At 71.4% G+C, this 19,209-nt stretch carries 21 protein-coding genes and 1 riboswitch; of the genes, 10 read left to right on the top strand and 11 right to left on the bottom strand.

Annotated elements, in window-relative coordinates:
- Nucleotides 1-131 precede the first annotated feature (131 nt).
- Nucleotides 132-1,520 carry a trehalose-6-phosphate synthase gene (locus ABZY33_RS12465; RefSeq protein ID WP_356491480.1) on the bottom strand — a complete coding sequence of 463 codons (1,389 nt, stop codon included), beginning with the start codon at nt 1,518-1,520 and terminating at the stop codon, nt 132-134.
- Between the two features lie 61 nt (nt 1,521-1,581).
- Nucleotides 1,582-2,529 carry a glucosyl-3-phosphoglycerate synthase gene (locus ABZY33_RS12460; RefSeq protein ID WP_356491491.1) on the bottom strand — a complete coding sequence of 316 codons (948 nt, stop codon included), beginning with the start codon at nt 2,527-2,529 and terminating at the stop codon, nt 1,582-1,584.
- A gap of 165 nt (nt 2,530-2,694) precedes the next feature.
- A riboswitch (SAM riboswitch) is annotated at nt 2,695-2,849 on the top strand.
- Between the two features lie 18 nt (nt 2,850-2,867).
- Between ABZY33_RS12460 and thrC the strand changes: the two genes are divergently transcribed.
- The 5 genes from thrC to ABZY33_RS12435 all read left to right on the top strand — a co-directional run bounded on the left by thrC (nt 2,868) and on the right by ABZY33_RS12435 (nt 8,106).
- Nucleotides 2,868-4,175 (top strand): threonine synthase, encoded by a 1,308-nt coding sequence (gene thrC, locus ABZY33_RS12455; protein ID WP_356491479.1) that lies wholly within the window; start codon nt 2,868-2,870, stop codon nt 4,173-4,175.
- An 83-nt stretch (nt 4,176-4,258) separates the two neighbouring features.
- Complete coding sequence (locus ABZY33_RS12450) at nt 4,259-4,534, top strand: MoaD/ThiS family protein (protein ID WP_356491478.1); 276 nt, start codon at nt 4,259-4,261, stop codon at nt 4,532-4,534.
- Between the two features lie 432 nt (nt 4,535-4,966).
- A complete protein-coding gene (locus tag ABZY33_RS12445; RefSeq protein ID WP_005486335.1) occupies nt 4,967-5,173 on the top strand; it encodes a cold-shock protein in 207 nt (68 codons plus the stop codon).
- 348 nt (nt 5,174-5,521) lie between these two features.
- Nucleotides 5,522-7,150, top strand: coding sequence for a chaperonin GroEL (gene groL, locus ABZY33_RS12440; protein ID WP_356491477.1), 1,629 nt, complete (start codon nt 5,522-5,524; stop codon nt 7,148-7,150).
- Between the two features lie 194 nt (nt 7,151-7,344).
- Nucleotides 7,345-8,106, top strand: a complete 762-nt coding sequence (locus ABZY33_RS12435; protein ID WP_356491476.1) for a DUF6215 domain-containing protein — start codon at nt 7,345-7,347, stop codon at nt 8,104-8,106.
- Here ABZY33_RS12435 and ABZY33_RS12430 read toward each other — a convergent pair.
- Nucleotides 8,085-9,569, bottom strand: coding sequence for an MFS transporter (locus tag ABZY33_RS12430; RefSeq protein ID WP_356491475.1), 1,485 nt, complete (start codon nt 9,567-9,569; stop codon nt 8,085-8,087). The two genes, ABZY33_RS12435 and ABZY33_RS12430, sit on opposite strands and share 22 nt — an antisense overlap.
- 158 nt (nt 9,570-9,727) lie before the next feature.
- Here ABZY33_RS12430 and ABZY33_RS12425 point away from each other — a divergent pair, with 158 nt between their 5' ends.
- Nucleotides 9,728-10,390 (top strand): TetR/AcrR family transcriptional regulator, encoded by a 663-nt coding sequence (locus tag ABZY33_RS12425; protein ID WP_356491490.1) that lies wholly within the window; start codon nt 9,728-9,730, stop codon nt 10,388-10,390.
- Here the strand turns inward: ABZY33_RS12425 and ABZY33_RS12420 are convergent.
- The 4 genes from ABZY33_RS12420 to ABZY33_RS12405 all read right to left on the bottom strand — a co-directional run bounded on the left by ABZY33_RS12420 (nt 10,387) and on the right by ABZY33_RS12405 (nt 12,945).
- Nucleotides 10,387-10,665 carry a hypothetical protein gene (locus ABZY33_RS12420; RefSeq protein ID WP_356491474.1) on the bottom strand — a complete coding sequence of 93 codons (279 nt, stop codon included), beginning with the start codon at nt 10,663-10,665 and terminating at the stop codon, nt 10,387-10,389. The genes ABZY33_RS12425 and ABZY33_RS12420 overlap by 4 nt on opposite strands.
- A gap of 57 nt (nt 10,666-10,722) precedes the next feature.
- Entirely contained in the window at nt 10,723-11,550 is an 828-nt protein-coding gene (locus ABZY33_RS12415) for a hypothetical protein (RefSeq protein ID WP_356491489.1), read from the bottom strand.
- 290 nt (nt 11,551-11,840) lie between these two features.
- Nucleotides 11,841-12,125 (bottom strand): DUF397 domain-containing protein, encoded by a 285-nt coding sequence (locus ABZY33_RS12410; protein ID WP_356491473.1) that lies wholly within the window; start codon nt 12,123-12,125, stop codon nt 11,841-11,843.
- On the bottom strand, nt 12,100-12,945 hold the full coding sequence (locus ABZY33_RS12405) for a helix-turn-helix transcriptional regulator (protein WP_356491472.1): 846 nt from the start codon (nt 12,943-12,945) through the stop codon (nt 12,100-12,102). Before ABZY33_RS12405 ends, ABZY33_RS12410 begins: the two co-directional genes overlap by 26 nt.
- A 100-nt stretch (nt 12,946-13,045) precedes the next feature.
- Here ABZY33_RS12405 and ABZY33_RS12400 point away from each other — a divergent pair, with 100 nt between their 5' ends.
- Together ABZY33_RS12400 and ABZY33_RS12395 are read left to right on the top strand one after the other, a co-directional pair.
- A complete protein-coding gene (locus ABZY33_RS12400) occupies nt 13,046-13,282 on the top strand; it encodes a hypothetical protein (RefSeq protein WP_356491471.1) in 237 nt (78 codons plus the stop codon).
- A complete protein-coding gene (locus ABZY33_RS12395) occupies nt 13,279-13,482 on the top strand; it encodes a hypothetical protein (protein ID WP_356491470.1) in 204 nt (67 codons plus the stop codon). Before ABZY33_RS12400 ends, ABZY33_RS12395 begins: the two co-directional genes overlap by 4 nt.
- Nucleotides 13,483-13,515: 33 nt before the next feature.
- Here ABZY33_RS12395 and ABZY33_RS12390 read toward each other — a convergent pair whose 3' ends face one another.
- From ABZY33_RS12390 to ABZY33_RS12380, 3 genes are all read right to left on the bottom strand, one after another.
- Nucleotides 13,516-15,027, bottom strand: a complete 1,512-nt coding sequence (locus ABZY33_RS12390; protein WP_356491469.1) for a PTS transporter subunit EIIC — start codon at nt 15,025-15,027, stop codon at nt 13,516-13,518.
- A gap of 40 nt (nt 15,028-15,067) precedes the next feature.
- On the bottom strand, nt 15,068-16,045 hold the full coding sequence (murQ, locus tag ABZY33_RS12385) for an N-acetylmuramic acid 6-phosphate etherase (protein ID WP_356491468.1): 978 nt from the start codon (nt 16,043-16,045) through the stop codon (nt 15,068-15,070).
- Nucleotides 16,046-16,329: 284 nt separating this feature from the next.
- Nucleotides 16,330-17,259, bottom strand: a complete 930-nt coding sequence (locus ABZY33_RS12380; protein ID WP_356491467.1) for a MurR/RpiR family transcriptional regulator — start codon at nt 17,257-17,259, stop codon at nt 16,330-16,332.
- A 53-nt stretch (nt 17,260-17,312) separates the two neighbouring features.
- Between ABZY33_RS12380 and ABZY33_RS12375 the strand changes: the two genes are divergently transcribed.
- Together ABZY33_RS12375 and ABZY33_RS12370 are read left to right on the top strand one after the other, a co-directional pair.
- The gene (locus ABZY33_RS12375) at nt 17,313-17,693 is read left to right on the top strand and encodes a hypothetical protein (RefSeq protein ID WP_356491466.1); all 381 of its coding nucleotides are present in this window, start codon (nt 17,313-17,315) and stop codon (nt 17,691-17,693) included.
- 7 nt (nt 17,694-17,700) lie between these two features.
- Nucleotides 17,701-17,970 (top strand): DUF4031 domain-containing protein, encoded by a 270-nt coding sequence (locus ABZY33_RS12370; RefSeq protein ID WP_356491465.1) that lies wholly within the window; start codon nt 17,701-17,703, stop codon nt 17,968-17,970.
- On the opposite strand, the gene ABZY33_RS12365 is transcribed toward ABZY33_RS12370, so the two are convergent.
- Entirely contained in the window at nt 17,924-19,159 is a 1,236-nt protein-coding gene (locus ABZY33_RS12365; RefSeq protein ID WP_356491464.1) for a Cmx/CmrA family chloramphenicol efflux MFS transporter, read from the bottom strand. The two genes, ABZY33_RS12370 and ABZY33_RS12365, sit on opposite strands and share 47 nt — an antisense overlap.
- Nucleotides 19,160-19,209 lie beyond the last annotated feature (50 nt).

The raw sequence follows: 19,209 nt of genomic DNA, 5'->3' as shown, positions 1-19,209 counted from the left end.
CCCGCGCCCCTGAAGGCATGCGCTACGCGCAGCCTTCCCCGATGAGATGGCGCACGTAGTGCGCATCTCAGGGGCGCGGGGAACTGCGCGACCAGCCCCCACCGGGCCGCAGGGGCATGGCATAGAGCGGGTCACTCCTGGAGTGCGGCCAGTTGGTCCAGGAACCACTGGCCCGGAGGAAGCGCGGTCCCGGCGGCAGCCAGCCGCTTCGTACGCTCCGCCCGCTCCTCCTCCCCCAGAGCCAGCGCAGCGCCCAGCGCCGAAGCCGTCCCGGACACGTCATACGGGTTCACCACCAGCGCGTCCTCCCCCAGCTCCTCATACGCCCCCGCCTCCCGCGACAGCACGAGCACACACCCCGCGTCGGAGACGACCGGCACCTCCTTGGCGACGAGGTTCATGCCGTCGCGGATCGGGTTGACGAGGGCGACGTCGGCGAGCCGGTACGCCGCGAGCGAGCGCGCGAAGTCGTCCTTGACGTGGAGCACGACCGGCGTCCAGCCCTGCGTACCGAAGCGGGAGTTGATCGCCTCCGCGACCCGCGACACCTCGTCCGTGTAGTCGCGGTAGACGGCGAGATCCTGCCGCGAGGGGTAGGCGAACGCGACGTGGACGACCTTCTCGCGCAGGTCGGGCCGGGTCTCCAGAAGCAGTTCGTAGGCGTGCAGCCCGCGCACGATGTTCTTCGACAGCTCGGTCCGGTCCACCCGCACGATCACCTGCCGGCCCTCGCCCACCTGCTCGCGCAGCGCCGCGAGCCGCTCCTCGACGTCCGGGCGGCCCGCGCGCTCGCGCAGGAAGTCCGCGTCGGCGCCGAGCCCGTGCACCCCGATCCGCGTCCCCGACGTACCGCCGAGGATGCGCGTACAGCAGTCGGTGAACGCGTCCGCCCAGCGGCGGGTCAGGAAGCCGAGCCGGTCCGCGCCGAGCATCCCCTTCAGGATCTGCTCGGCGATGTCGTCGGGCAGCATCCGGAAGTAGTCGACGGGCGCCCACGGCGTGTGCGAGAAGTGCCCGATGCGCAGGTCGCCGCGGAGTTCGCGGAGCATGCCGGGGACCAGCGTCAGGTGGTAGTCCTGCACGACGACCGTCGCGCCGGGCGCGGCCTCCTCGGCCAGCGCCTCGGCGAAGGCCCGGTTGTACGCCTCGTACGACGCCCACTGGCGGCGGAACTCCGGCCCGAAGGAGGGCTCCAGCGGCGTCTGGTAGAGCATGTGGTGCACGAACCACAGCACCGAGTTCGCGACGCCGTTGTACGCGTCCGCGTGTACGTCCGCGTCGATGTCCAGCATCCGCACGCCCGGCTCGCTGACGCCGCGCCGGACGGCCTCGCGGTCACCTTCGGTGAGCGCCGAGCAGACCCAGAGCTTGTCCTCGACGACGCTGAGCGCGGAGACCAGGCCGCCGCCGCCGCGCCTCGCCTCGATCGGGCCGCCCTCGTCACCGTCCTTCAGGACGTAGGAGACGGGGCCGCGGTTGGACGCGACGAGAACCTCAGCAGCACCTTGCGTGGAAGCCATACGGGCACGCTAGCCCGGCTCGCCCCAGTTCAAACGTATGAGCGGAAGCGGCGCCGGACCGCTACGCCACCCGGCGCCACGCGTACTCGGCGATCTCGGCCATCGGTGGCCGCTCCTCGGTGTCGACCGGGTACGTGCGCGGCACGAAGCCGTCGGCGCCCCGCTCGAACTGGGTCAGCTCCGGGCGCACCAGGTGCCCGCGGGCCAGCCGCAGCTGCGCCGTGCGGTAGATCGCCGCGGCCATCCGGCCCAGCGCCTGCCCGTCCTGGTGGCGGTGGCGGCGCACCCCCACGTCGACCTGGGCCAGCGCCTCCAGGCCCACGGTGTGCAGCGCGTCCACGAGCAGCCCCAGCTCCACGCCGTAGCCGACGGGGAACGGCAGCCGCTCCAGGAGCGAGCGGCGCGCCGCGTACTCGCCGCCCAGCGGCTGGACGAACCCGGCGAGGCGGGGCCAGTGCAGGTTGAGGACCGGGCGGGCCATCAGCTCGGTGACCCGGCCGCCCTGGCCGCCCGTCTCGCCGAGCGGCCGGTCGTACATGGCCTTCACGAAGCTGACGCCCGGGTCGGTGAGGAGCGGTCCGGCGATCCCGGAGACGAAGTCCGCCGAGAACTCCTTCAGGTCCGCGTCGACGAAGCAGACGATGTCGCCGCTCGTGGCGTACAGCGACCGCCACAGCACCTCGCCCTTGCCGGGCCGCGCGGGCAGGCGCGGCAGGACCGCGTCCCGGTGCACGACGCGCGCCCCGGCCGCCGCGGCGACCTCGGCGGTGCGGTCGGTGGAGCCGGAGTCGACGACCACCAGCTCGTCGACGAGCGGCACCGCCGCCGTCATCAGCTCGCGCCGGATCACGGCGACGATCTCGCCGACCGTCTCCTGCTCGTCGAGCGCGGGCAGCACCACGCTCACCGTCTGGCCGGTGGCGCGCTTGGCGGCGAGCAGCCGGGGCAGCGGCCGGTCGGCCACGGACCAGGAGCGCCGGTCCAGCCAGCGCTCGACTTCTTCCAGCACGGTCTGCGGCTCCTCAGCGGCGGGGGCGTGGCCGCGGATGTGATCCATCTCGCGGTTCGGACGACTATCTCAAGGGTGCGGGCCTTCGGTTACAGTCTTGAACAAGGCCGGTGACCATCGCATGCCGGGGTCGCCGCCACCCAACCGCTTCACATAATCGAATACCGCTCATCCAGAGGGGCAGAGGGATACGGCCCGTTGAAGCCCCGGCAACCCTCCAGCCGGTCTCGTCCGCACACGCCAGTGCGCCCGCGAGGCTCCCGGCTAGGGAAGGTGCCAAATCCGTCTCGTGGCGAGATGCGCCGCGAGGAAGATGAGGAGAAAGGGCCTCGCCTCTCATGGCTGTACAGACCGTCGCCACCGAAACCGCCGCTTCTGCCGCGGGCACCGTCGACCTCGGGCCCGCCTCCGGCCTCTCCTGCCGGGAGTGCGGCACCACCTTCGAACTCGGGCCGATCTTCGCCTGCGCCGAGTGTTTCGGCCCCCTGGAAGTCGCCTACGACCTGCCCACCGGTGACCCCGAGGCGCTGCGCAAGCAGATCGAGGCGGGCCCGGCCAATGTCTGGCGCTACGCCCCCCTGCTGCCCGTCCCGGCCGACGTCGCCGAGAAGCCGAACCTGAACCCGGGCTGGACCAAGCTGGTCAAGGCCGACAACCTCGCCCGTGAACTCGGCGTCGAGCAGGGCAAGTTGTTCGTCAAGGACGACTCCGGCAACCCCACGCACTCCTTCAAGGACCGCGTCGTCGCGCAGGCCATCGAGGCCGCGCGCGCCTTCGGCTTCACCACCCTGTCCTGCTCCTCCACGGGCAACCTGGCGGGTGCCGTCGGCGCCGCCGCCGCGCGGGCCGGCTTCCGCTCGTGCGTGTTCATCCCGCACGACCTGGAGCAGGGCAAGGTCGTCATGGCCGGTGTCTACGGCGGTGACCTCGTCGCCATCGAGGGCAACTACGACGACGTGAACCGCTTCTGCTCCGAGCTGATCGGTGACCCGCTGGGCGAGGGCTGGGGCTTCGTCAACGTGAACCTGCGCCCGTACTACGGCGAGGGCTCCAAGACGCTGGCCTACGAGATCTGCGAGCAGCTCGGCTGGCGGCTCCCGGACCAGCTGGTCATCCCGATCGCGTCCGGCTCGCAGTTCACGAAGATCGACAAGGGGCTCCAGGAGCTGATCAAGCTCGGCCTCGTCGAGGACAAGCCGTACAAGCTGTTCGGCGCCCAGGCCGAGGGCTGCTCGCCGGTCTCGGTGGCGTACAAGGCCGGTACGGACGTGGTCCGCCCGCAGAAGCCCGACACCATCGCCAAGTCGCTCGCCATCGGCAACCCGGCCGACGGTCCCTACGTGCTCGACATCGCGCGCCGCACGGGCGGCGCCGTGGAGGACGTGAACGACGAGCAGGTCGTCGACGCGATCAAGCTGCTCGCGCAGACGGAGGGCATCTTCGCGGAGACGGCGGGCGGGGTGACGGTGGGGGTCACCAAGAAGCTCATCGAGGCCGGGCTGATCGACCCGTCGCTGACCACGGTGGTCCTGAACACGGGTGACGGCCTGAAGACGCTGGACGCCGTCGCGGAGTCCTCGCAGGCCACGGCCACGATCCGGCCCAGCCTGGAGGCGTTCCGCGCCGCGGGGCTCGCCGCCGAGTAGTGCCCGCCGGCGGCCGTCCGTGGCCGGTCGCGCAGTTCCCCGCGCCCTGACGGGGCGCTACGTACCCCGAGGTGAGTGAATCCATGAGCGTCAACGTCCGCATCCCCACCATCCTGCGTACCTACACCGGCGGCCAGGCCGAGGTGAGCGCCGAGGGTGCCACGCTCTCCGAGGTCCTCGCGGACCTGGAGCGGAACCACACCGGGATCGCCGCGCGCGTCCTGGACGACCAGGGCAAGCTGCGCCGCTTCGTGAACGTCTACGTCAACGACGACGACGTCCGCTTCGAGCAGGGCCTGCAGACCGCCACGCCCGACGGCGCCGGCGTCTCGATCATTCCGGCCGTCGCCGGCGGATGATCGCATTCCGCTTTACCCGGCGTCACTGACATTGCCCCCTCCGCGAGAGAAGCGGAGGGGGCAATTCTGCATGGTTGAGCACGGTACAGTTGGGGAAGCTGCTCCCTTTCCGTATGTGGCGCATGACGGGCGCATATGAGTTTCCGCGCGAGCCGCGACAAGAAGCAGCCAAACTGCCCGGCCCATTCGGCCCCTTTACGGCATTTACGCGGCCCGACTTGCCCCGGGTTCCGGCGAGTCGCCCTGGTTCCACCGCTCGCGCGCGCCCAGAATTCTCGTCCGATTGACCTGTTGCAGACGGCAGTTGGGCAGATACATTCAGCCGCGGTCGACGCGTTCCGGCGCACACCCCCACCCATTGGGGAGGGTGAGGTCTGACCCGGATCCGCGAAGTGCGGGTCTGTGCAAGGGCCAGTAATAGGGGAGTTAGGCATGGCTCAGGGCACCGTCAAGTGGTTCAACGCGGAGAAGGGGTACGGCTTCATCGCGGTCGACGGTGGTGCGGATGTATTCGTCCACTACAGCGCGATTCAGATGGACGGTTACCGCACCCTCGAAGAGGGTCAGCGAGTGGAATTCGAGATCTCGCAGGGCCAGAAGGGGCCGCAGGCTGACATGGTCCGCCTGGCCGCCGGCTGACGCGCGTCGCGACTGACAGCAGGCTTGGCACGACACGAAGGGTCCGTGTCCCCGTCAGGGGGCGCGGACCCTTCGCGCTGCGCGACCCCGCGCCCCACCAGGCGTGCGCCCCCTCGTACGCGGCACGCGCCCCCGCCGATTCTGTGGTAGCCGCTTGCACTCGCATGGGTCGAGTGCTAATCATTGGGCTTAGCACTCTCCGCGTGAGAGTGACAGAACTTGGATCGGGTCGGTGAGGTCCAGGGGCCGGGTGGGGCAAGGAACCACAAGGCTCAGGGGCCGTCCGTCGCGGGCACCAGCACGGTCCGTTTGCTTGCTTTTCCACCCCGTCCGGGAGGACCACTTCACATGGCCAAGATCATCGCGTTCGACGAGGAGGCACGGCGCGGCCTCGAGCGCGGCATGAACCAGCTCGCCGACGCCGTCAAGGTGACCCTGGGCCCCAAGGGTCGCAACGTCGTCCTCGAGAAGAAGTGGGGCGCCCCCACGATCACCAACGATGGTGTCTCCATCGCCAAGGAGATCGAGCTCGAGGACCCGTACGAGAAGATCGGCGCCGAGCTGGTCAAGGAGGTCGCGAAGAAGACGGACGACGTCGCCGGTGACGGCACGACGACCGCGACCGTCCTGGCCCAGGCCCTGGTGCGCGAGGGTCTGCGCAACGTGGCCGCCGGTGCCAACCCGATGGCCCTCAAGCGTGGCATCGAGAAGGCCGTCGAGGCCGTCTCCGCCGCCCTGCTCGAGCAGGCCAAGGACGTGGAGACCAAGGAGCAGATCGCTTCGACCGCCTCCATCTCCGCCGCCGACACCCAGATCGGCGAGCTCATCGCCGAGGCCATGGACAAGGTCGGCAAGGAAGGCGTCATCACCGTCGAGGAGTCCCAGACCTTCGGTCTGGAGCTGGAGCTCACCGAGGGTATGCGCTTCGACAAGGGCTACATCTCGGCGTACTTCGCCACCGACATGGAGCGTATGGAGGCGTCGCTCGACGACCCGTACATCCTGATCGTCAACTCGAAGATCGGCAACGTGAAGGACCTCCTTCCGCTGCTCGAGAAGGTCATGCAGTCCGGCAAGCCGCTGCTGATCATCGCCGAGGACGTCGAGGGCGAGGCCCTGTCGACCCTGGTCGTCAACAAGATCCGTGGCACCTTCAAGTCCGTCGCCGTCAAGGCCCCGGGCTTCGGTGACCGCCGCAAGGCCATGCTCGGCGACATCGCCATCCTCACCGGTGGCACCGTCATCTCCGAGGAGGTCGGCCTCAAGCTGGAGAACGCCGGTCTCGACCTGCTCGGCCGCGCCCGCAAGGTCGTCATCACCAAGGACGAGACGACGATCGTCGACGGCTCCGGTGAGAGCGACCAGGTCCAGGGCCGCGTCAACCAGATCCGTGCCGAGATCGAGAACAGCGACTCGGACTACGACCGCGAGAAGCTCCAGGAGCGCCTCGCCAAGCTCGCCGGCGGCGTGGCCGTCATCAAGGCGGGCGCGGCCACCGAGGTCGAGCTCAAGGAGCGCAAGCACCGCATCGAGGACGCCGTGCGCAACGCGAAGGCGGCCGTCGAAGAGGGCATCGTCGCCGGTGGCGGCGTGGCTCTCCTCCAGGCCTCCGCGGTCTTCGAGAAGCTGGAGCTCGAAGGTGACGAGGCGACCGGCGCCAACGCCGTGAAGCTCGCCCTGGAGGCCCCGCTCAAGCAGATCTCCGTCAACGGTGGTCTCGAGGGTGGCGTCGTCGTGGAGAAGGTGCGCAACCTTCCCGTCGGCCACGGTCTGAACGCCGCGACCGGTGAGTACGTCGACATGATCGCCGAGGGCATCATCGACCCGGCGAAGGTGACGCGCTCTGCCCTGCAGAACGCCGCCTCCATCGCCGCGCTGTTCCTCACCACCGAGGCCGTCATCGCTGACAAGCCGGAGAAGGCCGCTGCCGGCGGCGGTGCTCCGGGCGGCATGCCGGGCGGTGACATGGACTTCTGATCCGGTCCCCGACCTGATCAGCTTGTCTGTACGTCCCGAGGGCGGCACCTCCTCTTCGCGAGGGGGTGCCGCCCTCGGGCGTTTGCGCGTCCCCGGCCGTCTTCGCACGTCCCTTGTCCCCTTGATCGCCACGGGTTACTGTCCCCGGGCGCGTACTGGGGAGTAGAGCGCGGTTCGCGGGGCGGGTGGGGGACATGAGCGACAGCGACAGCAATGGTGGACCGGAGCGGGGCACGAACGCGGTGGGGCAGGCCATCTCGGCCGTGGCCCTCGTGGGGGCGCTCGCCGTGGGCTTCTGGGCGATCTCGAAGGAGTCGGCCTCCGACCAGGGCGGCGCGCCCGAGGCCGCCGCGTGTTCCGGGGGCGTGGCGGAGAAGGGCGACGAGGCGGCCGGGCGGGTCTCCGGGGCCCAGCTGTGCTCGGCGCTCAACCAGCGGGAGCTGGCGTCCTGGCTGGGGACGCCGGGCGAGCGGGCGAAGAGCGCGTCCGGGGGCAGCGAGTCCATGGGGACCGGGAAGAACGAGGTCCACTCGCCGTCCGCCCGGGTCGAGTTCGACACCTACACCGTGGAGCTGCACGCGTCCTACGACCGGTACCCGGTCGACGCGCGGACCACCGCGTACATCGGCCGCGACGTCCACGCGCAGCAGGTGCTGCGCCGTCCCGCGGTCTTCTACTCGACGCAGACGATGGGGATCCGCTTCCGGCTCGACGGGTCGGACGCCGAGAGCGCGCCGGGCACGCCGGCGGAGGCGCTCAGTGTGGCGTTCGACGCGAAGAACCGCGGCGGTTCCTACGAGTTGGTGGTCTGGCGCAACCACGGCGGCTTCCCGGACCGGACCGTGCTCCTGGACGTCGCCGAGCACGTGCTCCCGGTGGTTCCGGGCTTCGACGCACCGGCGACGCCGGGCACGGAGACGGGCGGGGGCGGGGCTCAGGCCACGGCCTCTTCGTGAGCGGCCTCCTCGATGCTGTGGGAGTCGGTGAGGCTCAGTGCGCCGGCGGCCGCGATCAGTCCGACGACGACGGCGAGCAGGCCGTAGGCGATCCGTTCGCCGTGGAAGAAGGACGAGACGAGCCCGTCGCTCCAGGCGCCCGCGGGCAGCTGGGTGGTGACCAGGGCGGCGATCAGGGTGCCGACCACGGCGGTGCCGACGCTGGTGCCGACCTCCTGCGCGGTGTCGTTCAGGGCGGCGGCGATCGAGGTGCGGTTGTCCGGCATGGCGTCGACGAGGGCGACCGCGCAGATCGTCATCACGGTGCGCAGCCCGATGGTCATGAGCACCATGCAGGCCGCGATGACGGCGTACCCGTGCGCGACGCCCCAGGACAATCCCGCCAGGGAGAGCGCCAGGCAGGCCGCTCCGACCAGGCAGGCGACCCGGTGTCCGAAGCGGCGCGCGAGGCCCTCGGAGAGCGGGGTCGCGAGGAGCATGGTCACGATGATCGGCAGATTGGCGAGCCCGGCCCGCACGGGGCTCCACCCGTAGGCGTACTGGAAGTGCAGGATCAGGCCGAACATCACGCCTGCCATGGCGATGGACGTGCCGATCTGGGCGACGGCGGCGCCGCGGACGGTGCCGTTCCGGAAGAGGCGCAGGTCCAGCATGGGGGCCTTGCTGCGGCGCTCGTGCCGGACGAAGGCGCACCCGGCGAGGACGGCCCCGGCGATCGAGGCGAGGGTGGCGGCCGAGCCCCAGCCGTGCTCGACGCCACTGGTCAGCGCGTAGCAGGCGAGGCCGATGGTGGCGACGCTCAGGACGGCGCCGGGCACGTCGAGCCGGTCGCGGGTCAGGTCCTCGGGCCGGTCGGCGGGGACGCCGAGCCGCACCCCGAGGCAGGCGATCACCGCGATCGGCGCGTTGACGACCAGCAGCCACTCCCAGCGCACATGGGCCAGGGCGGTGCCGCCGAGCAGCGGGCCGAGGACGAAGCCGGACATGCCGACGACGATCATCACCGTCATCGCGCGCATCCGCAGCGCCTTGTCGTCGAAGAGGCGGAAGACCAGGGAGTTGGTGATCGGCGCCATCGCCGCGGCGGCTATGCCGAGCGCGGCGCGCAGGGCGATGAGCTGGCCCGCGGTGGTGACCCAGACGACGCACAGGCTCAGCGCGCCGAACACGGCGAGCCCGGTCAGCAGCACCCGGCGCCGCCCGAGCCGGTCGGCCATCGATCCCGCGGTGAGCAGCAGGCCGCCGAAGGTGAGCGAGTAGGCGCCGGTGACCCACTGGAGCGCGGTGGTGCCGCTGCCCAGGTCGCGGCCGATGGTGGGCAGCGCGATGGACAGCAGGGTGTTGTCGACCATCTCGACGAAGAAGGCCAGGCAGAGCGCGGCGAGCGGGATCCACGCGGCACGCAGGGACGGATAGGCGCGGGAGGACGGCGGGGGCGGGGGTTTACGGGCGGCGGTGGTCATGGCGGCGGTCCCTTCTATCGAACATCGATCGGTTATCGAACCTCGTTCGATGAAGTACGATAGAACAACGTTCGATGCGATGCAAAGGGATTGAGGTACCGCCCATGCCACGCCAGCAGAACCGCGCCGCCCAGGGCCGCCGACGGGCGTCGCACTCGATGGAGTCCGTGCTGACCGAGGCGGTCGCGCTGCTCGACGAGGCCGGTCCTTCGGCGCTGACGTTCCGGGCGCTGGCGCAGCGCCTCGGCGGCGGCGTCGCGAGCATCTACTGGTACGTCGCGAGCAAGGACGAGCTGCTGGACCGCGCCACGGACCACGCGATCGGCGGCGTCCTCGCCGACATCGAGGCGCGCCCGGCGAGCGAGGACCCGATCGAGGATCTGCGCGCGATGGGGCTGATGCTCTTCGACGCGATCGTGCGGCGGCCCTGGCTCGGCAACTACTTCATGCGCAACACCGACGTGCAGGGCAACGCGCTACGCCTCTACGAGGCCCTGGGCCGGCCGACACTGCGCCTCGATCTGACCGCGCTCCAGCGCTTCCACGCGGTCTCCGCGATCACCGGCGTCGTCGTCGGCTCCGCTGTCGACCTCGGGCAGGAGCCGCCGCAGGAGGTGCTCGACGGCGCGGTGACCCCGGAGGCGTTCCTCAGCCGCTTCGCCGCGAGCTGGCGCGAGCTGGACCCCGAGGCGTTCCCGTTCGTGCACGAGATCGTCGACGAGTTCGACGGGCACGACGACGCGGCCCAGTTCCGGGCCGCGTTGGATCTGACCCTGGCGGGGCTGCGCCTCCAGGCCGGGGCCGGGTCCGAGAGGCTCTAGCGGACCGGCGTCTCCTGGTAGCTGGTCCAGGCGTCGCGGCCGGCCTGGGCCGCGCTCTGCGCCTGGTGCAGGGCGCGCGACGCGAGCACGGCCGGCGGCACCTGCCAGGCGCTGGTCCAGGTACGCCCCGCCCGGAACAGCTCGTACGCCAGCACGCCGACGCCCGCCGCCGCGACGAGCATGCCCGCGCCCGTCACCACGGCGCCGGTCACCAGGCGCCGCCGGTCGGGGCGGAAGTCGGAGAGGGAGATCGTGCGAAGGGTGCTCTCAGCCATACGGCCAGCATGCGGGAGGGGCCGCCGGGGCGCATGCCGAGCGCGGCCGGAGCCGGTTCACGTCCGGCTCCGCTCCCGCCCGGACCACAGGGCCCGCCGCACCTCCGTCGCATGCGAGCGGACGGCCTCGGCGGCCAGCGGCGCCGGCGCCCGGCGAGTGGTCCGGGCGCCGGAACACAGGTCGCAGAAACCGCCGGGCAACGCCTCGGGATGACCGGGTGCGCCGCACCGCGCGCACTCGATCAGCCGCAGCACCGGGCGCGTCGCGACCGGAGCGGGCGGCGGGAGCTTGTCGACCAGGCGCCGGTGCAGCAGGGCGGCCGGGCTGTGCACCGGGACGGGCAGCCCGGCCGTCAGCGCCTGCCGTACCTCGTCCTCGCTCGCACCCCGCGCGAACCACCGCTCCGCCTCGGGCGCGAGCCGCGCGCACTCGGCGGCGGACAGCGCCAGCGACGGGGCCGTCCGGCCCAGCGCCGCCAGGAGCATGAACGCGCGGCTGCGGGTGGGGCGCATGGTGGGCTCGGTCTCCTCGGGTGTCGCCTCCGGTACGTCGCCCATCGCGTACGCCGCCCACCACGCGTCGCCCCGCGCGGTCCGCGAGAACCACGTACGGGTCACCCAGCGCGCACTGCCCGAACCGTGCACATGCTCGCGGCCCCGCCGCAGGTGGCCCGCCCGCTGGAGGTTGTTGAGGGCGGTACGCATCGCCGCCTGCCCGTACGGGAGGCACCGGGAGAGCAGCTTCACCGACATCTCCGCCCCCTCGGGCAGCCGGTCGATGAAGGCGGCGATGTGTGCCTCGCGCTCCGGCAGGTGTGCGAAGTCGTGGCCCGTACGGGGGAGTTGGTCCGGCGCGGAGCGCTTGCCGTAGCCCGGATTCGCCATCGGGTGCGGCGGGGTGGGCGATGCGGGGTGCGTCTGGGCGGGGGCAGCACTAAAGTTGGCGTCAGCCACGAGATCTCCTCTGAAGATCTTGTTGGACAGACCCCCGCTCCGGTGTTGGCGCACCGGCGGGGGTCGTTCGGTTATCGGAACGTTAGAGCGTCGTCACCCTGCGTGGCAAGCCGGTCCCGGAAAGTGCCCGAGCCTGCCAACTCGGCGGGAGGGTGGGTGGGTTGAGACCCACCTCCCCATCCTTGAAAGCAGGGCTCGGAGCTCGGGGCTCGTTCTCCGGGTCAGCGGCGCCGCAGGTCAGCGATGAACGCGGACCAGGTCTCCGCCTGGAGCACGAGCGCCGGGCCGGCGGGGTTCTTGGAGTCGCGGACGGGGACGAGTCCGGGGGCGTCGGTGGTGACTTCGAGGCAGTTGCCGCCGTCTCCGGCGCTGTATGAGGACTTGTGCCAGGCGGCGCCGGGGAAGTCGGTGGCGACCTCCAGGCACTCTCCGCCACTGCCGCCGCTGTAAGTGGACTTGTGCCAAGTGGCCGAGGTGAGGTCAGGCTTCGGGTCCGTGATCTTCATGCGCGTAATCCTCCGCCACTGATTCGATCAGGGCCAGGGATTGCCTTGGCGTGAGTGCATCGGCCCTGAGCAGATCGTAGGACAGCTGATGTCGGTTCACGGTGATGGGATCGTCCATCAACTGGCCCGTGCCGGAGGCGTCGACGAAAGAGAGCGGGGGCGCGTCCTCGAAGTACATGAGCTTGAGTGGTCCGTCTAGAGACGCATGCGCCCCCGCCGAGAACGGCACCACCTGAACGATCACCCGTCGTCTGCGGGCCAGCGCGGCGATGTGCCGAAGGGCCCCGGCCATGACAGCCGGTCCGCCGACCTCGCGCCGCAGTACCGCCTCGTCGAGGACTTCCCACAACAAAGGTCTTGTTGGATCGTCAAGAAGGCGCGTGCGGTCCATACGGGCGGCCACCATTTTGTCGATGGCTGGCTCGGGTGCCGTGGGCTGATAGGCCAGAAAGACCGCCCGGGCGTAGGCGGGTGTCTGCAACAACCCGGGCAGCACCAGCGACTCGTACTGCCTGATCTCAGCGGCGAGCGCTTCCGCCTCGGCGGCTTCCGCGAAGTGCTCGGGATGCTTGGAGACGTTCGCCTTCGTGCAATGCCGGACGAAGAAACCCCCCGTCTCCAGGATCTCGTCCAGCCGGATGGCCATGTCGGGCAGGATGCGGCGCGTGCCCGCCTCCATCTGACCGACGTACGAGCCGCTGACGAACAGCCGCTCACCCAGGGCTTGTTGGGTGAGCGGGGCTCGTTCCCGCGCGTGGCGCAACTCCTCGCCGATCATGATGCGGCGGGACGAGGGATCAAGGTCCTTGGGTCCGGTCATGTACATCACTCCCCGTACATCAGTCGGTTCTGTTGCGCCGATGCCCCTGGTCAGCGTAGGCCCGTGATGGTCACGCTGGGTGCCGAAATAAGAACTCGGCGTGAAGGAGAGTGTGATGGTGGTGCGCGACGCGGAACGGCTGCGGGTGGTCGAGGAGACCATCGGCCAACTGCGGGCGGAACTCGGGGTGCTGGGGGTGCTGCTGCCGTCGCTGCGGGTCGACGCGGCGTCGGCGGCGTCCGAGGTGGCGTATCCGCTGGTGAACCTGGGGTGCGTGAACCTGGACACCGCGATGCGGCTGGTGGCCGTCCTGCACGAGCGCCGGAGGCTGGGATGAGCCTCGGCCCCTATGTGATCGACACCCGGGACGGGCGCGTCGGGCAGGTGATGGCGCGCGAGGGCGGGTTCGTCCAACTGCGGCCACCGGGCGGCGGCGTGGAGTGGGACTGCCCGCCGGAATCGGTGGCGCCCGCGCCCGCGCCGGAGGGGTCAAGGGCGCGGGCACGGGCGACGGGTCAGGAAGGGCGACTGCCCTGATCAGGGGCCCCGCGAACGACCAAATCAGCCAGGTCAGACCTGGGCCGGTTCGGGTGACGCCGGGGCGGACTCGGTGCGGGCCGAGGGAGACTCGCCCGCGTCGACGTCCTGGTTCAGCTCGGTCAGCATCTGCTTGCTGAAGCCGAAGAAGTACGTGGCCAGGAAGCCGACCGCGTAACCGATGAGCAGGCCGCCGCCGTAGATCAGGCACGTGCTGCCCAGGCCGTGGTTGCCCTTGAGGAGGGGGAACAGGGCCCAGCCGGACGGGCCGATCGCCGTCGAGCCGACCTTCGTGCCGAGCATCGAGAACAGTCCGACGAACGCGCCGCCCGCCGCGCCGCCCACGCACGCCGTGATGAAGGGACGGCCCAGCGGGAGCGAGACACCGTAGATGAGTGGCTCGCCCACGCCCAGGAAACCGGCGGGCAGCGCCGACTTGATCGTCGTACGGATCGACGTGTTGTGCTTGAGCCGCTTGAAGACCGCGATGGCGCAGCCGACCTGGCCCGCGCCCGCCATCGCCAGGATGGGCAGGAGAACGGTGTAGCCCTGCTGTTCGATCAGCGTGGTGTGGATCGGGATGAGGGCCTGGTGCAGGCCGAGCATGACCAGGGGCAGGAAGAGGCCGCCGAGGACCAGGCCCGCGAACGCGCCCGTGTTGTCCAGGAGCCAGTTGGCCGCCGTGCCGATACCGGTGGAGACCTCGCCCGCAACGTACATCAGGCCGAAGATCGTGACCAGGCCGGAGACGAGGACCGTGAGGGTGGGGGTGACCAGGACGTCTACCGCCTCCGGCACCCACTTGCGGCACCACTTCTCCACGTACACCGCGAGGACCGCCGCGCCCAGCGCGCCGAGCACGCCGCCCTGGCCGGGGCTGAGCTTCTGGCCGAACGCCGAGATGTTCGCGACGCCCGCGTAGACGATGATCGCGGCGACCGCGCCGCCCAGGATCGGGGTGCCGCCGAACTCCTTCGCCGTGTTGTAGCCGACGAAGACCGCGATGAGCGCCATGAAGCCGGAGGCGATGGCGGCCAGGGCAGGGGTGACGGCGGGCAGCCACTCCAGGTTGATCAGCAGGCCGTTGATGCCGGCGATGATGCCGCAGCCGATCAGGGCCGGGATCAGCGGCACGAAGATGTTGGCGATCCGGCGCAGGAAGAGCTTGAGCGGCGTCGCGTTCTTCGCCTTACGGGCCGCGCGCAACTCGGCGCCACGGTCGGCCAGTTCGTCGGCGGTGGTGGTGTGCGCGGGGGCGGCGGCCGCCGGGGCGGGTGCCTGCGGGCCGGCCTCCGCCACCAGCGCCTCGAACTCCGGGGTGACCCGGGCGACCTTCCCCGGGCCGAGGACGATCTGGTAGGTCTCGTCCTCGACGACGCCCATCACGTCGGGGAGCGCCTTGAGCGCCTCGTCCTGGACGAGCGAGCGGTCGGCCAGACCCAGGCGGAGCCGGGTCATGCAGTGGACTACGGACGTGACGTTCGCGGCGCCGCCCACGAGGGGGAGGATCGAGGCCGCCACGTCGCGGTTCTTGTTCTCAGCCATGGTGCGTGCTGCCTTGCTGTGCGGGTGGTGCGGTGCGGTGTCAGGGGGTGGTGGTGCGGGCGGCCGCCGCGAGCGCGGCGCGCAGGTGGCCGTCGGACTCGGCCAGCAGACGGGCCGCCGTCGGCCCGTCGACCTCGCCGAGGACGACGAGGATCGCGTTCTTCACCTCCCCGTCCGTCGCGGCGAGTGCGGCCTCGATGGCGGCGTCCTCGGCGCCCGTGGCCAGGGAGACGATGCGGCGGGAGCGGGCCCGCAGCTTCTCGTTCGACGCGCGTACGTCGACCATGAGGTTCCCGTACGTCTTGCCGAGCCGGATCATGGTGATCGTCGACAGCATGTTCAGGACGAGCTTCTGCGCCGTGCCCGCCTTCAGGCGGGTCGAGCCGGTGAGCAGCTCCGGGCCGACGACGACCTCGATGCCGTGGTCCGCGGCGGCGGCCAGCGCGCTGTCCGCGTTGCAGGACAGGCCGATGGTGAGTGCGCCGACGGTGGTGCGGGCGTGTTCGACCGCGCCGATCGCGTACGGGGTGCGGCCCGAGGCGCTGATGCCGACGACGACGTCGTCCGCGGTCAGGTTCAGCGCGTCCAGGTCCTCGGCCGCCAGCTCCTTGGAGTCCTCGGCGCCCTCCACCGCGGTGACCATCGCGGAGGGGCCGCCCGCGATCAGGCCGATGACCTCGCCCGGGTCGGTGTTGAAGGTGGGCGGGCACTCCGACGCGTCCAGGACGCCGAGCCGGCCGGCCGTGCCGGCGCCCGTGTAGATCAGGCGGCCGCCGCGGGCCATGTGCTCCGCTGTGCCGTCGATGGCGGCGGCGATCTGGGGGAGCTGGGCGGCTACGGCGGTGGGGACGGTGGCGTCCTCGCCGTTCATGATCCGGGCGATCTCCAGGGTGGGCTGCTGGTCGATCTCGGCGAGTTCCGGGCGGAACGCCTCCGTCGTCAGGGTGGCCAGTTGGGCGCGGAGTTCCTGGTACTCGCCGTCGGGGGTGGTCTCGGGGGCGGCGTCGGTGGAGGTCATGGTCGGTTCGGCTCTTTCCGGGTGGCGGGTGCGGGTGTGTTGTGGCCGGTCGCGCAGTTCCCCGCGCCCCTGAGGGGGCGCACTGCGTGCGGCTTCGTTCTCGGGTGCGGGTGTGTTGTGGCTGGTCGCGCAGTTCCCCGCGCCCCTGAGGGGGCGCACTGCGTGCGCCATCTCATCGGCCCCTGGAACTGCGGCGAAGCCGCACGCTCCAGGGGCGCGGGGAACTGCGCGAGAAGCCCCACCGAGGGGCAGCCGGACGCGTAGGCCCGTAGGCGGGCCCGGGGTCATGATCTGGCTCCCCGCGGAGCGGAGCGGTGGCGGTGGGCCAGGGCCTCGTAGGACGCGGAGAGGGCCGGCGCCGCGGTCTCGTAGGAGCGCTGGGCGACCCCTACGAACAGGCAGTCCACGACGAGCAGCTGACTCGTCCGGGAGGACATCGCCGCGGGCCGCAACTCGCTCTCGCGGGCGATGGACGTGGTGAGGACGTGGTCCGCGTACTGCGAGACGGGCCCGTCGGGCCGCCCGGTGATCGCGATCGTGGTGGCGCCGCGCTCGAAGGCGACCCGGAGCGGCTCGATGACGTCACCCGTGGCGCCGGAGTGCGTGATGGAGACGGCGACGTCCCCGGAGCGCAGCGTCACCGCGTTCGTGATCGCCAGGTGCGGGTCGGAGTGCGCGTGCGCGACCTGGCCGATGCGCAGCAGCTTCTGCGCGAGGTCCTGGGCGACGAGCCCGGAGGCGCCGACCCCGTACACGTCGACGCGGCGGGCCCCGGCCAGCGCGGTCACGGCGGCGCCGAGCTGCACGGTGTCGAGGCCCGCCGCGGTGTCGGCGAGGGTCTGCTGCTCGTCGTAGGCGAGCTTGGCCACCACGTCGGCTATCGGGTCGTCGACGGCGATGTCGGCGGTGACCGCGGGGGCCCGGCCCGACTGCTGCTGGGCGGCGAGCCCGGCGAGCGCGAGGCGCAGGTCCCGGTAGCCGGGGTAGCCGAGGATGCGGGCGGTGCGCACCACCGTCGCCTCGCTCGTGCTGGTGAGCTCGGCGAGGCCGGTGACGGTGAGCGCCGCGCAGCCCGCCGGGTCGGCGGCGACGGCCTCGGCGACCCGCTGCATGGAACGGGTCATCGACGGCGCGAGCGTGCGCACCTTGGCCGCGAGGGCCGCCGGGGCGGGCGGCGCGTCGCTGGAGAAACTTTCCTTCACGTCATTGCTCACGACTGAAAGATATTTTCAAAAGCTTGGAGGGTCAAGAGGCGCACAATTGCTCCATGGACACCATCAGCCCCCTGGAGCAGGCCCTGCACGCGGCCCGCGCGCTCGTCCTCGCCGACCTGCGCGCGGTGGACGCCGCCGACCCCGACGTCGTCTCGCTCGTCGAGGAGTCGATCACCTCCCGGCGCTGGTGGGTGGAGCAGTGGCCGGAGGGGGTCGCCTTCGTCGCCGGGCTCGTCGCCCAGGACGTCAAGGACGGCATCCTGGAGCGCTACGGCCGCTGGCCGCTCTGCCCGGTCTGCGGGCCGGGTTCCGGCTCGGAGGGGCCGCACGCCCTGGACGTCGAACCGGAGCTGGGCGCCGACCCGCACTGGGTCTGCTCGGAGGCGGGCGTCGTGGTGGCGCCGGTCGGCTCCCTCGGCACGGTCACGGGATGACCGGCCGGTGACCGTCTACATCGACCCGCCGACCTGGCCCGGCCACGGCCGGATGTGGTCACATCTGGTCAGTGACGTGTCGTTCGACGAACTCCACGCGTTCGCCGAGCGGCTGGGGGCGCCCCGGCGCGCCTTCGAGCGCGACCACTACGACATCCCGTCGCACCGCTACGAGGACGCGGTGCGGGCCGGGGCCGTCGCGGTCGGCTCGAAGGAGCTGGTGCGCCGGATCACGGACGCGGGGCTGCGCCGGCCGAAGCATCCGCGGGGCGGGTGAGCGGGGTGGCGGTCGCCGCCGAGCCCGTGACCACCTTTGACGGGGTGCGGCGGTGCAGACGCAGCGACACCGCCGTCAGCGCCAGCGCCACCACCGTCATCGCGCCGCCCGCCCACGCGGTGGCCGGATAGCCGAGACCGGCGTCGATGACCGTGCCGCCGAGCCAGGGGCCGCCCGTGTTGCCGAGGTTGAAGGCGGCGGTCGTGGTGGCGCCGGCCAGCGTGGGGGCGGCGCCCGCGACGTTGAACATCCGGGCGTTGAGCGCCGGAGCGGTGTAGAAGGCGGACAGGCCCAGCAGGAAGGAGAGGGCCACCGCCGCGATCTCCAGGTGGCCGAGCAGGGCGAGCGCGGCCAGGAAGACCGTGGAGGCCGTGATGCCGGTCAGCAGGACGCCGAAGAGGTGCGCGTCCGCGACCCGGCCGCCGATCGTCGTGCCGACCAGCGCGCCCGCCCCGAACAGGGCGAGCACCAGCGGGACCCAGCCCTCCGGCAGCCCGGCGACCTCCGTCAGGAGCGGCGAGAGGTAGCTGAACGCGCAGAAGACGCCGCCCGCGGCGAGCGCGGTCACCGCGACGGAGAGCCACACCTGGCGGTCCCGGTAGATCGTCAGCTCCCGCTTCAGGCGCGGGCGTTCGGCCGGGACCGGGATCGGCGGCACCAGCGTCACGATGCCGACCAGGGCGACCACCGAGGCCGCGCCCACCGCCCAGAACGCCGCGCGCCAGCCGAGCCCCTCGCCGAGGAAGGCGCCCGCGGGGACGCCCAGGACGTTCGCGATCGACAGGCCGCCGATCATCACGGCCATCGCGCGGGCCCGCTGGTTCACCGGCACCATCGCGATGGCGACCGCCGCGCCCACCGCCCAGAAACCGGCGCAGGCGAGCGCCGAGACGACGCGGGAGGCGAACAGGATCGCGTAGCCCGGGGCGAGTGCACCGGCGATCTGGCCGAGCCCGAACAGGGAGATCAGCGTGATCAGGGTCGTGCGGCGGGGCAGGCGCAGCGTCGCCACGGCGAGCAGCGGGGCGCCCACCACCATGCCGATCGCGAACGCCGAGATCAACAGGCCGGCCTGCGGGATCGTGACGTCCATGTCGTCGGCGACGGCCGGGAGCAGCCCGGAGAGCATGAACTCGGAGGTGCCCAGGGCGAAGACGCTGAGGCCGAGGATGTAGACGGCCAGGGGCATGCGGGTGGCTGGGGACGGTGACGGTGACGGCATGTACGGGGCAACGGGGC

The sequence above is a fragment of the Streptomyces sp. NPDC006552 genome (assembly GCF_040611655.1).
In the GTDB taxonomy this organism is placed as follows: domain Bacteria; phylum Actinomycetota; class Actinomycetes; order Streptomycetales; family Streptomycetaceae; genus Streptomyces.
This window is presented reverse-complemented; position numbering and strand designations above follow the sequence as displayed.

What these genes read in the sequence shown, in the direction of transcription:
- ABZY33_RS12465 (WP_356491480.1), bottom strand. Translation starts at nt 1,520, where the DNA reads ATGGCTTCCACGCAAGGTGCTGCTGAGGTTCTCGTCGCGTCCAACCGC.
- thrC (WP_356491479.1), top strand. Translation starts at nt 2,868, where the DNA reads ATGGCTGTACAGACCGTCGCCACCGAAACCGCCGCTTCTGCCGCGGGC.
- ABZY33_RS12450 (WP_356491478.1), top strand. Translation starts at nt 4,259, where the DNA reads ATGAGCGTCAACGTCCGCATCCCCACCATCCTGCGTACCTACACCGGC.
- ABZY33_RS12445 (WP_005486335.1), top strand. Translation starts at nt 4,967, where the DNA reads ATGGCTCAGGGCACCGTCAAGTGGTTCAACGCGGAGAAGGGGTACGGC.
- groL (WP_356491477.1), top strand. Translation starts at nt 5,522, where the DNA reads ATGGCCAAGATCATCGCGTTCGACGAGGAGGCACGGCGCGGCCTCGAG.
- ABZY33_RS12435 (WP_356491476.1), top strand. Translation starts at nt 7,345, where the DNA reads ATGAGCGACAGCGACAGCAATGGTGGACCGGAGCGGGGCACGAACGCG.
- ABZY33_RS12430 (WP_356491475.1), bottom strand. Translation starts at nt 9,569, where the DNA reads ATGACCACCGCCGCCCGTAAACCCCCGCCCCCGCCGTCCTCCCGCGCC.
- ABZY33_RS12425 (WP_356491490.1), top strand. Translation starts at nt 9,728, where the DNA reads ATGGAGTCCGTGCTGACCGAGGCGGTCGCGCTGCTCGACGAGGCCGGT.
- ABZY33_RS12420 (WP_356491474.1), bottom strand. Translation starts at nt 10,665, where the DNA reads ATGGCTGAGAGCACCCTTCGCACGATCTCCCTCTCCGACTTCCGCCCC.
- ABZY33_RS12415 (WP_356491489.1), bottom strand. Translation starts at nt 11,550, where the DNA reads ATGGCGAATCCGGGCTACGGCAAGCGCTCCGCGCCGGACCAACTCCCC.
- ABZY33_RS12410 (WP_356491473.1), bottom strand. Translation starts at nt 12,125, where the DNA reads ATGAAGATCACGGACCCGAAGCCTGACCTCACCTCGGCCACTTGGCAC.
- ABZY33_RS12405 (WP_356491472.1), bottom strand. Translation starts at nt 12,945, where the DNA reads ATGACCGGACCCAAGGACCTTGATCCCTCGTCCCGCCGCATCATGATC.
- ABZY33_RS12395 (WP_356491470.1), top strand. Translation starts at nt 13,279, where the DNA reads ATGAGCCTCGGCCCCTATGTGATCGACACCCGGGACGGGCGCGTCGGG.
- ABZY33_RS12390 (WP_356491469.1), bottom strand. Translation starts at nt 15,027, where the DNA reads ATGGCTGAGAACAAGAACCGCGACGTGGCGGCCTCGATCCTCCCCCTC.
- murQ (WP_356491468.1), bottom strand. Translation starts at nt 16,045, where the DNA reads ATGACCTCCACCGACGCCGCCCCCGAGACCACCCCCGACGGCGAGTAC.
- ABZY33_RS12375 (WP_356491466.1), top strand. Translation starts at nt 17,313, where the DNA reads ATGGACACCATCAGCCCCCTGGAGCAGGCCCTGCACGCGGCCCGCGCG.
- ABZY33_RS12365 (WP_356491464.1), bottom strand. Translation starts at nt 19,159, where the DNA reads ATGCCCCTGGCCGTCTACATCCTCGGCCTCAGCGTCTTCGCCCTGGGC.